The sequence below is a fragment of the Mycolicibacterium vinylchloridicum genome (assembly GCF_013404075.1).
Classification (GTDB): domain Bacteria; phylum Actinomycetota; class Actinomycetes; order Mycobacteriales; family Mycobacteriaceae; genus Mycobacterium; species Mycobacterium vinylchloridicum.
In genome coordinates this window covers 75,644-89,064 of the sequence record NZ_JACBJQ010000007.1, presented here as the reverse complement: position 1 = coordinate 89,064, position 13,421 = coordinate 75,644, and the positions used below count along the sequence as shown (strand labels likewise).

Here is a 13,421-nt window from a genome sequence, read left to right as displayed (position 1 = left end):
GAGGAACCTCGACTGACTCCGGTGTGAGCGTAGCCAACAGCGACCCGGCAAGGGTCATGCCAGGTCGTACAACTCCTCGGCGGGCGCGGCGAGGATCCGGGCGGCCAGCGCGGCTTTCAGCGTATCGAGTTGGGCTTCCTGTGCCGCTGTGCGGTGCTGGGTCCGGGCCAGGTCGATGAATTCCTCGGTGACGAAGCCGTCCCGCAGCACCAGGGTCACGAGGCTGCCGCCGATGCTGACGGCGAAGACGAAGTCCTCGCGAAGCCGGCCCAGATCGGGACGCAGCAATGTGCGGTCGACGGCGAAGCGGTCGTCACTGACTGCCCGGGTCACGGCCTCGAACCCGTCGCGGGCGCCGGGCCCGCGAAACGCAGTCCTGATGGTCACCGAGCGCCGTGCGGGCGGGTCCTGCGGCGAGAGTAGTGAGAACGCTCGCTGCAGCACGGTAAACGCAGTCGCGACGCCGGCCGGTGAACCTCCACCGTGGAAGCGGTTCATGTCCTCGAAGCTGAAGGCGAGTTCGCGTCCCCGTTCGGTGACGGTGACGACGCCGCTCATCGGATCACCGGGGGTTCATGCGCCCGCACCGGCGGCAGCGGACCCTCGAGCTTCTCGACTTGAACCAGCACGGCGGCGCCGGTGCAGCCACGGGCCAGCGACGAGGTGCCGACGTCGTCGGTCAACACGTTGGGATTGCCGTGCACACACATCGAATCCGGGTCTGCCGGATCCAGCGGGTCGTACCAGGCGCCCGTCGACAGCTGCACCACCCGGGGCCGCAGCGCCTCGTCGACAACCACCCCCGCCAGACACGCGCCGCGGTCGTTGAACACCCGAACCACGTCGCCGTCGGCCAGACCGCGCGGCACGGCATCGCTGGGATGCATCCGGAGCGGTTCGCGGCCGTGAACTTTCGCGTTCTGGCTCGCCGCGCCGCCGTCGAGCTGGCCGTGCAACCGGGTAGCGGGCTGATTGGCGATCAGGTGCAGCGGGAAGGCTTCGGCGCGCGGCCCGCCGAGCCATTCGACGGGCTCGTACCAGCGCGGGTGCCCCGCGCAGTCGGGGTAACCGAACCCGTCGATGTCGTCGGAGAAGATCTCGATCCGGCCGCTCGGGGTGGCCAGTGGATGCGCCAGCGGGTCGGTGCGGAAGTCGGCCAGCAGGGTAAGGCCGGATTCGACCGGCAGGGCCAGGAATCCGTCGGCCCAGAACTGGTCGAAGTCCGGAACCGTGAAATCGATTTCCGCCGACCACTTTTCATACATGTGCCGCAACCACTGCCGGGCGGTGCGGCCCAAAGTGAACTGTTCGCCGAAGCCCAACCGCTGCGCCAGCGCCGCGAACGTCGTGTAGTCGTCGCGGGATTGCGCATACGGGTCCGCGAGTGCCGGCATCGCCACCAGCAGCGGGTCATTGCGTGACCCGGAATAGTCGTCGCGCTCGAACGCGGTGGTGGAGGGGACGACGATATCGGCGTGCCGGGCCATCGGCGTCCAGTACGGGTCGTGCACCACGACGGTGTCGACGCGAGCCAGTGCGCGACGCAGCCGGGGCAGATTCTGGTGGTGGTGAAAGGGATTGCCGCCGGCCCAGTAGACGCACTTGATGTCGGGATAGGTCAGGGTGCGCCCGTTGTAGGTGAATTCCTCGCCGGGGTGCAACAACATATCGCTGACCGCCGCGACCGGGATGAAGGTCTGCACCGGGTTGACGCCCTGGGGCAGCGATGGCAGCCGGACCCGCACCGGCGGCAGGCCGGGTTCGTTCATCGACCCGTACCCGTGGCCGAAACCGCCTCCGGGCAGACCGATTTGGCCCAGCATGGCCGCCAGTGTCAGCCCCATCCACGGGGCCTGCTCACCGTGGCGCAGGCGCTGCAGCGACCAGCTGACGGTGACGATGGTGCGCTGCGCGGCCATCGTCCTGGCCAACTCGGTCAGCACCGCGGCGTCGATCCCGCAGATGTCCGCGGCCCACTGCGGTGACTTCGGCCGGCCGTCTTCGGTGCCGAGCAGGTAGCGCTCGAATCGCTCGTAACCGGTGCAGTAGGTCTCGAGAAACCGGTGGTCGGCCAGGTTTTCGGTAGCCAGCACGTAGGCCAGTGCGAGCATGATCGCGACATCGGTGCCCGGGATGGCCGGTAGCCACTGGCAATCGCCGTCGACATCGCTGCGCAGCGGGCTGATCGAGACGATGCGCCCGCCCTTGTGGCGGAACCGCTGCAGTGCGCCACGGGCCGGGTGGCCGGTGGTGCCGCCGTGGTTGATCCCGGTGTTCTTCAGGTTCACCCCGCCGAAGCACACCAGCAGGTCGGTGTGTTCGACGATGACGTTCCACTCGGTGGATCGCTTGAACAGGTCGTCGTGCGTGCCGACCACCCGCGGCATGATCACGCCGGTGGCGCCCAGGCTGTAGGAATGTCGCGAAAAGGTATATCCGCCAAGCAGTTTCAGGAATCGGTGCACCTGGCTCTGGGCGTGGTGGAACCGGCCCGCGCTGGCCCAACCGTAGGAGCCGCCGTAGATGGCTTCGTTGCCGTGCATGTCGACCACCCGGCGCAGCTCGGTGGCGAGCAGCTCGGTGAGCTCATCCCAGCCCACGGCGACGAACTCGTCGGCGCCGCGCGCGGCACTGGGTCCGGGCCCGTCACGCAGCCAGCCGCGGCGGATGGCGGGGGTGGCGATACGGGACGGGTGACGCAGGGAGCCCGGGATGTTGCCGAGCAGGGGAGAGGGATCGGCATCGCCGGGAATCGGTGTGACGGCGGTGATCTCACCGTCGGTCACCTGTGCGCTGAATGCACCCCAGTGCGTGAGGCTCCTGGGGGCGTCGGGCATGCCGGAAAGTCTATGCGGGGGCGTCGGGCGCCCACGTCTGCAGGAAGGCCTCGGCGACGGTGGCGGCGTTGCCCGCGGCGAGCTGGCCGTAGACGAAGAACTGCAGGAACGGGATATCCGGCAAGCGAAGGGGGTCGCCCGGACCGTCGGAGATGCCGCGGATGCCGAGGAACGGGACACCGTAGCTGTCGGCGACCTGTTGCGCGGCGGCGGTTTCCTGGTCGACCGCGTCCACCGGCGGGATGGTGGTCGCCAGGTATCCGGTGATGTTGCTGATCAAACCCTTGGTGAGGAACGGGCCTATCGCGTCGAAGAAATTCCCGGTGAACAGGGGTGAGAAATCCGGGGCCGCCAAGGGCTGCGGACCGAAGACCCATCCGCCGAGGGGGATGGTGGGAAAGGCGGTGCCATTGTTGTTGTCGTCGCTGAAGCCGTCGCCCCCGACGAAAATGTGGGGTTCGCGCCGCAGATCGATCCTCAGAATCGGGCTCAGGAGTCCGCACCCGAATACGGGATCGACGATGCTGTCCGAACTGCCGAGGTCGACCGTCAGGGAGTTGGCCGCTGCGAGCATGCCGGTGTCCACGGCCTGCCAGGTCTGGCCGCCGTCGGATGTCCAGCGCGCCGGTACGGCCACCGCCCCGATGTTCGTTCGGCCGGACCCGCCGGCGACCCCGACGAAAACGACTGCGCCGATGGCGATCCCGGTGTCCGGGGTGAAGTGGTTGAAGGCAGCCTGGGTGGTGCTGGTGGCGTTGACCATGCCGATGCCGGTCATCGCCACAATGACCTGCTTGCCGCCCAGTTCACCGAGGTAGAAGTGCCTGCCGTCGACAACCACCGACGGTTCGGGGTCGAGTGTGGTGCGCGCGAGGATGGCGTCGGCCTCGGCCGGGAAGGCGGTCAGCACCAGAGTGCGTCGCTCCGGTTCGCCGGTGCGCTGCTGCGGACTCTGGCCGGGGTTCTGGGTCTGTGGTCTCGCTGCGAGCGCCGGCTGCCGGTGCTTCCTCGCCGACGATGCCGTCCCGGGTGCCCGCACGCGCTCGGGAGCCGCCGTGGACTTGGACTGCGGATGGGGGCGATGGCCTGCCTGCGAATCGGCGCCGGGTACCGCCGACGCCGTTGCCGGCCAGATGAGCAATGCCGCGCCCAACCCGGCCAGCGCCGTGGCGCAGCGAAGCCACGTGCTCATCATGGAGCCCCCTCGACCCGCTGTGACCAGCTTCTTTGGCGAACAATATCGCCGCGCGGCAGCCGCTCACCGAACATCGCGCAAACATCAGGCGCAGATCGATCGGCAGGGCCCGATGGGGCGACCAACCATCCGGTTGGTTATTCTCGTCGGAAGAACCCAGCGCCGTCCGGAGGGAAGTCAATGGCCTCGCAAAAGAGCCCAGAGAAGAACGCAACCGTCAAGTACGAGCGGACCCTGTTCGAGCCCGAACACGACCTGTTCCGCGAGTCCTACCGGGCGTTCCTCGATCGGCACGTCGCGCCGTTCCACGACCAGTGGGAGAAGGACAAGATCGTCGACCGCGGGGTCTGGCTCGAGGCGGGTAAGCAAGGCTTTCTCGGGATGGCGGTGCCGGAAGAGTACGGCGGCGGCGGCAACGCGGACTTCCGCTACAACGTGGTGCTGACCGAGGAGACCACCGCCGGGCGCTACAGCGGGCTCGGATTCGGCCTGCACAACGACATCATCGCGCCGTACCTGCTGGAGCTGACCACCGAGGAGCAGAAGCAGCGATGGCTGCCCAAGTTCTGCAGTGGCGAGTACATCACCGCCATCGCGATGACCGAACCGGGCACCGGTAGCGATCTGCAGGGCATCAAGACCCGCGCGGTCAAAGAGGGCGACCACTACATCCTCAACGGTTCCAAGACCTTCATCACCAACGGCATCAACGCCGACCTGGTGATCGTGGTGGCCCAGACCGATCCCGACAAGGGCGCGCTGGGCTTCTCGCTGCTGGTCGTCGAGCGCGGCATGGAGGGCTTCGAACGCGGCCGCCATCTCGACAAGATCGGTCTGGATGCCCAGGACACGGCGGAACTGTCCTTCACCGACGTCAAGGTGCCCGCCGAGAACCTGCTCGGTGAGGAGGGGCAGGGGTTCATTTACCTGATGCAGAATCTGCCGCAGGAGCGGCTCAACATCGCGGTCATGGCGGCGATGGGCATGGAGACCGTGCTCGAGCAGACGTTGCAATACACCAAGGAACGCAAGGCCTTCGGCAAGCCGATCGGCAGCCAGCAGAACAGCCGCTTCCTGCTGGCCGAACTGTCCACCGAGGCGACCGCGGTGCGCATCATGGTCGACGAGTTCATCCGCCTGCATTTGGACAAGAAGTTGTCCGCCGAGCAGGCCTCGATGGCGAAGTGGTATTCGACCGAGAAGCAGGTGCATCTGGTCGACCGGTGCCTGCAATTGCACGGCGGCTACGGCTACATGCGCGAATATTCGGTGGCGCGCTCGTACTTGGACGCCCGAGTCCAGACGATTTACGGCGGGACGACCGAAATCATGAAGGAAATCATCGGCCGCAGCCTGGGCGTCTAGCCAGACGCGTGCGCTGAGCTGGCAGTTTGACCCCTTGCGAGCCACAATTCGAGACCCGGTGAATCGAATAAGGTCGCGTTGTGCTCGACTTTTCGGACAGTTTTGCCCCGTGCCACCTGTGGCTTATCTAGGGAAATGCCGCGTGTCGTGAAGTGCTGACGCACAGTTGACGCGGAGGATATGGGGAAGGCATCTTGACCGAAACTACGGGGAGAGTGCATGACCTGGCTTGGAAGTCGTCTCAGTCGAGGCGTCGGGCGGATGGCGCTCGCCGTCATCGCGACGACTACTGCGGCGCTGCTATTCGCACCCGGGGCGATCGCAACCCCCGAAAGTGACGCAACTGACGCCATCGACCAGGCCTGGCAGGCCGCCGGCGGCGACACTTCTCCGGTAGGTACCAAGGACGGCGATGTCTACGGCGTCGGCGACGGCTTCGCCCAGAACTTCAGCGGCGGCAAGATCTTCTTCACCCCCGCAACCGGGGCGCACCTGCTCTTCGGGCCGATCCTGGACAAGTACCAGGCGCTCGGCGGTCCTGCCGACAGCGACCTCGGTTTCCCCACCATCGACGAGGTGGCGGGCCTGGTGGGTCCGGACAGCCTGGTCAGCACATTCAGCGCCAGCGACAAGCCGGCCATCTTCTGGACCCCCGACACCGGCGCGTGGGTGGTGCGCGGCGCGATCAATGCGGCGTGGGACAAGCTCGGCGGCTCGGCAGGCACGATGGGCGTGCCCACCGGTGACGAGACCTTCGACGGCACTGTGGTGAATCAGAAGTTCACCGGCGGTGAGATCTCCTACGACAGCAGCTCCAAGACGTTCACCACGGTTCCCCCCGAACTGGCCGACAACCTTGCGGGTGTCGAGGTGCCGACCGACGCGACGACGGCGATCAATCAGGCGTGGCGCGCCGCGGGCGGGCTCTCGGGGCCGCTCGGCGCGCGCCAGGGCGCGCAGAGTCCCGTCGGTACCGATGGCGCGGTGCAGGATTACGCCGGCGGCAAGATCTTCTACTCACCGGCGACCGGCGCCCACGCGGTGACCGGCGCGATCCTGGCGAAGTACGAGGCTGCGGGCGGACCGACCGGTGACCTCGGTCTGCCGACCGGAACCGAGGCCGACGGCGGTGCCCCGAACAGCCGCGTCAGCTCGTTCAGTGCTGCCGACAAGCCGGTGATCGTCTGGACGCCCGACAACGGCGCCGTCGTGGTGCGCGGTGCGATCAACGCCGCCTGGGCGAAGCTCGGCGGCGGAGGCGGCAAGCTCGGTGCGCCGACCGCCGAGCAGAGCGTCAACGGTGACACCGTCACCCAGAAATTCACCGGTGGCGAGATCTCCTGGAACAAGGCCAGCAACAAGTTCACCACCAAACCACCGGAACTGGCCGGACAATTGGCCGGACTGCAGGTGCCCAACGCGACCGGGCCGCAAGCGGGCCCGGCGGCGGCGCCCAAGTCGGGCAAGGGCTTCACCTGGCACTGGTGGTGGTTGCTGATCATCATTCCGGCGCTGCTGCTGGTGGCCGTGATCGCGCTGGGGCTGCTCTGGTTGCAGCGCCGCCGCGGCACCGACATCGAGGTCGACGACGACTTTCATGAGCCAGATTACGACGACGATGACGATCATTGGCCCCACGAGCATTCCGGATCTTCGGGTCCCACTGCGGCCGAGCGCTTTTCGACCTACCCCGACGGTGGCCGTGGCCAGGTCGCGCAGGCACCCGGATTCTCCTGGGCGCAGCCGGACGATGAGGACAAGTCGCAGCCCGGGCCCGAGGACGTGTTCGACGGTGATCAGGACTCGATCGACACGACGCCGACGCGGATTCCCGAGGAGCCCGCGGATTCCGGTGATACCGAAGAGCCCGAGGTGGCCGTCGAGTACGAGTATGCCGAAGTCGAGGAGATCGAGGCCGACGACGCGAGCGACTCAGGACGCCACGCGGCGGTGAATCTCGGTGAGTCGCAGTCGATCTGGCGTCTGAACCTGGGCGAGTCCGGCAGGCCAGGTGGGCGTCGGCGCGCCGCCGAGCCGGATCTCGAACCCGAACCCGAACCCGAACCGGAGCCGGAGGAGTTCGAGGCTGAGATTGTCGAGCCGGAGGAGGGCGCCGATCAGCCGGTCACCGAACCGGCGGAGGTGCTGCAGTCCGACGTCCCGGCCGCGGCATCGTCACGCCCGGCGATCCATCTTCCGCTGTCTGATCCGTACCAGGCGCCCGACGGATACGTCATCAAGGCGAACACCCATTCGGGGCTCTACTACACCCCGGATTCGGCCCTTTACGACCACACGGTGCCCGAAGTGTGGTTCGCCAGTGAGGAACTCGCTCAGGCGAACGGATTCCTCAAAGCGGAATGAGGTCGCCGTCCGCTAGATCTTGCGGATGACGGTGACGACCTTGCCGAGGATGGCGGCATCGTTACCGGGAATCGGGTCGAAAGCCGGGTTGTGCGGCATCAGCCAGACCTGACCGCTGGTGCGCTTGAAGGTCTTCACCGTTGCTTCGCCGTCGATCATCGCCGCGACGATGTCGCCGTTGTCGGCCACGTTCTGCTGCCGGATCACGACCCAGTCGCCGTCGCAGATCGCGGCGTCGACCATCGACTCACCGACGACCTTGAGCAGGAACAGCGAGCCCTCGCCGACCAGTTCACGCGGGAGTGGGAAGACGTCCTCGACGGCTTCCTCGGCCAGGATCGGGCCGCCGGCGGCGATCCGGCCCAGCACCGGCACGAACGTCGGTTCGGGGAGGGCGTCCGAGCCGGCGACCTCGGTGCGGACGGCTGACACGTTGTCGTCGGCGCCGCGGACGTCCACGGCGCGCGGGCGGTTGGCGTCGCGGCGCAGGTAGCCCTTGCGCTCCAGGGTGCGCAGCTGATGTGCCACCGACGAGGTGGAGGTGAGACCGACGGCGTCGCCGATCTCGCGGATGCTCGGCGGATAGCCGCGGCTGGTGACCGAGGCTCGGATCACTTCGAGAATGGTTCGCTGCCGCTCGGTCAGCGCGGTGTCGGCACCTGATGTCTCACTGCGGTCGCTCATGGGCCCGAATGTAGTCGCGGGACCCAAGATAATCAAACACTTGTTCGACCGCGGCGTGTCGCGCCGAGCGTGGTCGAGCGAGTGACCTGGTGAATCGCGAGGAATCAAAACTTGTCGGTGGCCGGATTTATTCTTCAGACACGCTCGCTCGCATGTTCGGTATTCGAACGGATGATCGAGTACTGTTCGAACACAAGAGCGAACAATGGGCGTCTTGCGAGGAAGGAAACAGACGTGACAGTCATCGACGATCGGCAGGTTTTCCCAGCGGCACCGGTGCGGCCGATGCGCCGTCCGGCGGCCGTCAGGCCCGTCGCGCCCGTTCGCGGCCGTCCCGCCGGGCCCCGCGCGTACCGGCCGTACCCGGCCCGTCCGGCCGTCGCGCCGATCCAGTACCGCGGTAGCGGCGTCGCCTTCTCTCGCGCGGCGCACACGCGACGGCCGGTCAGCACCGCCGTCACCATCGCCCTGGCCGGGGTGGCCGCGCTGATCACCCTGTGGCTGGGGCTGGTCGGGCATCTCAGTGCTGCCCCGATGGCCGCCGATCAGCTGCCGGATCAGCTGGCTGTCGTCCAGGTCCAGGCGGGGGAGACGCTGGAGCAACTGGCCGGCCGGGTCGCGCCCGACGCGCCCGCCGGACAGGTCATGGCGCGCATCCGCGACCTCAACAAGCTCGATTCGGCCTCGTTGGACGCCGGTCAGACGCTCATCGCTCCCATTGGCTGACCACCCTTCCCGGACGTGGCCGCTCGCTGGACCGCACAGGTAGGCTCTGGGTGGCTCGAAGCATCGAGCTGCGGCGGAGTCGAAGGAGCGGCCATGCATTGTCCGTTCTGCCGCCACCCCGACTCCCGGGTCGTCGATTCCCGTGAGGCCGATGAGGGCCAGGCCATCCGACGGCGCCGGTCCTGTCCGGAATGTGGTCGGCGGTTCACCACCGTGGAGACTGCCGTTCTGGCGGTCGTCAAACGCAGTGGTGTCACCGAGCCGTTCAGCCGGGAGAAGGTCATCAGCGGGGTGCGCCGGGCCTGCCAGGGCCGCGACGTCGACGACGATGCGCTCAACCTGCTGGCTCAGCAGGTCGAAGACACCGTGCGAGCAGCCGGCTCCCCGGAGATTCCCAGCCACGAGGTGGGCCTGGCCATTCTCGGTCCGCTGCGCGAACTCGACGAGGTCGCCTACCTGAGATTCGCCTCGGTGTACCGCTCGTTCAGTTCTGCCGAGGACTTCGAGCGCGAAATCGAGGCGCTGCGAGCCCACCGCGCGGTCAATACCTCAGGCTGAGCATCGTCAATCCAGCTGACGGGTGCCGTCGCTGACCACACGACCGGCGACCAGCACCCATCCTTCGGAATTCCACGTCGTATAGATCTGCGACCCCTTGCCCTGGGTGATCGTCAGGTCCCGGCTCAGGTAGTCGGTGAGCCGCGCCGCCGCGGAACCCGTCGCCTCGTCCTCGGGAACGCCCAGGTCGGTGGCGAACATGCGGGACCGGATATGCCCGCCGTCGCGATCCAGCCACGCCCACAGGTAGTGCTCTGCGTCGTCGGGGTAATCGTCGGGCTCGGCGGCCAGCAGTTCGTCCACCGAATCCAGCTCGTGAAGGGCGAACTCCGGTGACCATTCCGCGCGTGCCCGCACCACGGTGAGCGTGTCGTCGTAGCTGATCTGCACGATGCCGGCCGGCACCTGCAGGGTGCGGATCGGGGTTCCGCGTTCGGCCAGCCACCACGCCGCGCCCACTGTCGGGTGCCCCGCGAACGGCAGCTCGGTGGACGGGGTGAAGATGCGCGCATGTGCGGTCGTCGACCCGCTGTTCGGCACGTCGATGAAAATCGTTTCGCTGTAACCCAATTCGGCTGCGACGCGCTGACGCTCACCGGCGGCCACGGTGGCCGCATCGACCACGCCGAGCGGATTCCCGAAATTGCCGCACGCATCGGTGAACACCCGCAACACGGTCACGTCGACGGTCATACCCCGACTGTACGACGCCCGGGCGGGCCCGCGGTCAGGTAGCGCTGCGCTCGTCGGTGCCCATCGCGTCGAGCACCGCGACCCTGGTGTCGAGCGTGCCGGTTACCGAACCCTCGGACAGCCCGGTGCGCAACAGGTCACGCAGCAGGTCTTGGTCGTACTTGGCGGGTTCGGTGGAGTCGATGAACCGCTCGACGACCTCCACAAAACGGTCGGGGTCGTCATGAAACGGGAAATGGCCGGAGCGACCAAAGATCTCCAATCGGGACCCCGGCATCGCCGAGTGCGCCATCTTGGCGTGGCTGACCGGGATCATCGCGTCCTGGTCACCCCAAATAAGTTGCACAGGAACGGATTCGGTCAAATAACATCGGTCGAGCATGGTCACCACCTGCCCGCGCCAATCGACCACCGAGCGCAACGTGCGGGTGAACGCCGACGACGCGGTCGGCTCGGGCAGATCGGTCAGGATGCGCAGCGCGTCGGGCAGATCGCGGCCCAGGCCCGTCGAGCCGAAGACCGCACCCAGCGCCCGCCCGGCGACCTGCAGGGCAGGCAACACCAGCGGCAGCCGCAGTAGGGCCAAGGCCTCGCCGCCCATCGGCAGGGAGGCGGCTCGCAGCGCAATGTTGACGTCCTTGGTCACGCCGCCGGCCCCGACCAGGATCAGCCGCTCGACCAATTGTGGGTACTGGTAGACGAATTGCATCGCCACGCCGCCACCGAGTGAATGCCCCACGACGGTGACCTTGTCGACTTCGAGAACGCTCAGCAGGTCGCGCATGCCGTTGGCGTAGGCCGCCACCGAATAGTCGGCTCTCGGCTTGTCGGACTGGCCGTGCCCCAGCAGGTCCGGGGCGATCACGGTGAATCGCTGGGCGAGCTTGCTGTGCACCGAATGCCACGTCGTCGAGTTGTCGCCGATCCCGTGGATCAGCAGCAGCGTGGGCCCCGACCCGGCCACCCGGAATGCTCGCCGGTAACCGTGAATGGTCCGGAAATGCAGTGTGGGCGTCACTTCCCGCACGGGTTGCAGATTGGGCTTTCGCTGCGTCATAGGCAACCCCGTCGTCGGTGCGGCGGACTTCGCTAGGTATCCCCGTTGTCGGTGAAACCGTCTTTGAAGTCCTCGGCGTGCTGGGCCAGGAATCGCTCGAATTCCGCGCCCAGTTCGTCGCCGCTGGGGAGATCCTCATCGCGTGCCAGAAGCGACCGGTTCTCTTGAGCGGCAACGAAAGCATCGTACTGTCGCTCCAGGGCGGTCACCACTTGGGAGACTTCCGGCGAGGCCTCTACCTGCTCGTCGATCTTGGTGCGGATACTCGCGCCGGCGTCGGTCAGCGCCCGCAACGGCACCTGTAGCGAAGTCAGCTTGGCCACCTGCTCCAGCAGCGCCTCGGCGGCGGCCGGGTAGTCGGTCTGAGCCAGATAGTGCGGCACATGGACGGTGAACCCGACGACTTCGTGGCCGTGCTGAGCCATCCGGTATTCCAGCAGGTTGGACACGCTGCCGGGGACCTGCACCTCGCCCACCCACGGGGTGAATTCGGTGATCAGCTCGCGATTGTTCGAGTGCGCGGTCAGTGTCACCGGGCGGGTGTGGGGGACCGCCATCGGAATGGTGCCCAGCCCGATCGTCTGACGCACCCCGAGCCGCTCGGCCAGCAGCCGCACCGCAGTCACGAAGCGCTCCCATTTCAGGTCCGGCTCCAGACCGGCGAGCAGCAGAAAAGGCGTGCCGAGGCTGTCACGCAGGGCGTACAGGTTCAGCTGCGGATCGTCGTAGTCGGTGAAGTGGTCGGTTTTGAACGTCATCAGCGGCCGCCGGGACCGGTAATCCAGCAGTTCGTCGATCGCGAACGAGGCAACCAGCTCCGTGTCGAGCTTGCTCCGCAGATGTTCGGCGGCCAGGTGAATGGCGTGCCCGGCATCGGAGAACCCCTCGAGCGCGTGGATCAGCACCGGTCCACGCCCGTCGGGCGCGGACAATTGCGGCGCCGGAAACTCCAGTTCGTACATTCCGGTCTGCTCGGGTTGGTACTGCTGTCCTTGCTCGTCAGTCATCGTCTCCGCCTCCTCGCGGTGCCCGGGCATGATGTCATGCCCTTGTACCGTGACAACCAGTGTCTCTTAGATTCGGGCCTGCGCTGGCAAGAGCGCCTGTGTTGCACAACGCAGTCGCGGTGCTCGCCGTTCCCTATCAGGCATGATCGACCAGATGCGGACGGTTGCGGCGGCACTCAGCCTGGCGTTGGTCATGCTGCTGATCGCCGGTTGCCGCACGTCGGATGAGCCGCCGGCGAAGGCCGCCGAACCCGCCGGTGCGCAAGACAAGAGTGCCCGGCCGGTGGCGCCGGAACCAGCGGTGGGGGCGTTGTTCCTCGGCGGAACCGATGCCCACACCTGCACCGCTTCCGTCGTGCACTCCACAACGGAGGATCTGATCCTGACCGCGGCCCACTGCCTGGCCGATGGCTTGCCTGCCACGTTCGTCCCCGGCTTCAGCGAGAAGGCAGCGCCCGGCGACGTGTGGACCGTCGACGCCGTCTACCTCGATCCTCGCTGGGTCAGCTCCCAGGACCCCAAAGCCGACTACGCGTTCGCGCGGGTCAGTCGGGATGGGGGCGGGACCGTCGAATCGGTCGCCGGGCAGGCATTGACGCTCGGCGTCGCACCCGGGCACTCCGCTGCGGTGACGGTCGTCGGGTATCCCGCGGGCGTAGGCGGCCCGCCACTGGGCTGCGACACGACGGCCGGGATGAATTCCGAGGGATACCCCGCGCTGCGCTGCGGTGGTCTGGTCGACGGCACCAGCGGCGGGCCCTGGATCACCGGCGCGACGGTGATCGGCGTGATCGGCGGGTGGAACGGCGGCGGCTGCCAGGACAACGTGTCGTATTCGTCGCCGTTCGATGCCGCGACGGCCGCGCTGCTGGCGCGCGCCGAGGCGGGCGGCCCCGGCGATGCCGCGCCGGCGTCGTTCGACAGCGAGTGCTGAC

12 protein-coding genes are annotated in these 13,421 nt (G+C 67.3%); 5 read left to right on the top strand and 7 right to left on the bottom strand.

The window, feature by feature from the left end; translation table 11 throughout:
- Positions 1 to 54: 54 nt before the first annotated feature.
- From HPC46_RS08510 to HPC46_RS08500, 3 genes are read right to left on the bottom strand one after another with little or no spacing between them, the layout of a single operon-like run.
- Positions 55 to 558, bottom strand: a complete 504-nt coding sequence (locus HPC46_RS08510) for a hypothetical protein (protein ID WP_179468734.1) — start codon at positions 556 to 558, stop codon at positions 55 to 57.
- On the bottom strand, positions 555 to 2,837 hold the full coding sequence (locus HPC46_RS08505; RefSeq protein ID WP_179468732.1) for a molybdopterin-dependent oxidoreductase: 2,283 nt from the start codon (positions 2,835 to 2,837) through the stop codon (positions 555 to 557). The genes HPC46_RS08510 and HPC46_RS08505 overlap by 4 nt, the downstream gene beginning before the upstream one ends.
- Positions 2,838 to 2,847: 10 nt before the next feature.
- Positions 2,848 to 4,032, bottom strand: coding sequence for a phosphorylase family protein (locus HPC46_RS08500; RefSeq protein ID WP_233716309.1), 1,185 nt, complete (start codon positions 4,030 to 4,032; stop codon positions 2,848 to 2,850).
- Positions 4,033 to 4,212: 180 nt separating this feature from the next.
- Here HPC46_RS08500 and HPC46_RS08495 point away from each other — a divergent pair, with 180 nt between their 5' ends.
- Entirely contained in the window at positions 4,213 to 5,397 is a 1,185-nt protein-coding gene (locus HPC46_RS08495) for an acyl-CoA dehydrogenase family protein (protein ID WP_179468729.1), read from the top strand.
- 219 nt (positions 5,398 to 5,616) lie between these two features.
- Entirely contained in the window at positions 5,617 to 7,761 is a 2,145-nt protein-coding gene (locus HPC46_RS08490) for an LGFP repeat-containing protein (protein ID WP_179468727.1), read from the top strand.
- A 12-nt stretch (positions 7,762 to 7,773) separates the two neighbouring features.
- On the opposite strand, the gene lexA is transcribed toward HPC46_RS08490, so the two are convergent.
- Positions 7,774 to 8,445: a transcriptional repressor LexA gene (lexA, locus tag HPC46_RS08485; protein WP_179468725.1), complete on the bottom strand. Its 672-nt coding sequence runs from the start codon at positions 8,443 to 8,445 to the stop codon at positions 7,774 to 7,776.
- A gap of 234 nt (positions 8,446 to 8,679) precedes the next feature.
- Here lexA and HPC46_RS08480 point away from each other — a divergent pair, with 234 nt between their 5' ends.
- Both HPC46_RS08480 and nrdR read left to right on the top strand, forming a co-directional pair.
- Positions 8,680 to 9,171 carry a LysM peptidoglycan-binding domain-containing protein gene (locus tag HPC46_RS08480; RefSeq protein WP_179468723.1) on the top strand — a complete coding sequence of 164 codons (492 nt, stop codon included), beginning with the start codon at positions 8,680 to 8,682 and terminating at the stop codon, positions 9,169 to 9,171.
- A gap of 93 nt (positions 9,172 to 9,264) precedes the next feature.
- The gene (nrdR, locus tag HPC46_RS08475; RefSeq protein WP_179468721.1) at positions 9,265 to 9,729 is read left to right on the top strand and encodes a transcriptional regulator NrdR; all 465 of its coding nucleotides are present in this window, start codon (positions 9,265 to 9,267) and stop codon (positions 9,727 to 9,729) included.
- Between the two features lie 6 nt (positions 9,730 to 9,735).
- Here the strand turns inward: nrdR and HPC46_RS08470 are convergent, their stop codons facing one another.
- From HPC46_RS08470 to HPC46_RS08460, 3 genes are read right to left on the bottom strand one after another with little or no spacing between them, the layout of a single operon-like run.
- Positions 9,736 to 10,422, bottom strand: coding sequence for a PhzF family protein (locus tag HPC46_RS08470; RefSeq protein ID WP_179468718.1), 687 nt, complete (start codon positions 10,420 to 10,422; stop codon positions 9,736 to 9,738).
- 34 nt (positions 10,423 to 10,456) lie between these two features.
- On the bottom strand, positions 10,457 to 11,479 hold the full coding sequence (locus HPC46_RS08465) for an alpha/beta fold hydrolase (protein ID WP_179468716.1): 1,023 nt from the start codon (positions 11,477 to 11,479) through the stop codon (positions 10,457 to 10,459).
- A gap of 32 nt (positions 11,480 to 11,511) precedes the next feature.
- Entirely contained in the window at positions 11,512 to 12,486 is a 975-nt protein-coding gene (locus HPC46_RS08460; RefSeq protein WP_179468714.1) for a proteasome assembly chaperone family protein, read from the bottom strand.
- A gap of 142 nt (positions 12,487 to 12,628) precedes the next feature.
- On the opposite strand from HPC46_RS08460, the gene HPC46_RS08455 reads away from it, so the two are divergent.
- On the top strand, positions 12,629 to 13,420 hold the full coding sequence (locus HPC46_RS08455; RefSeq protein ID WP_233716308.1) for a trypsin-like serine peptidase: 792 nt from the start codon (positions 12,629 to 12,631) through the stop codon (positions 13,418 to 13,420).
- The last annotated feature ends 1 nt before the right edge of the window (position 13,421 follow it).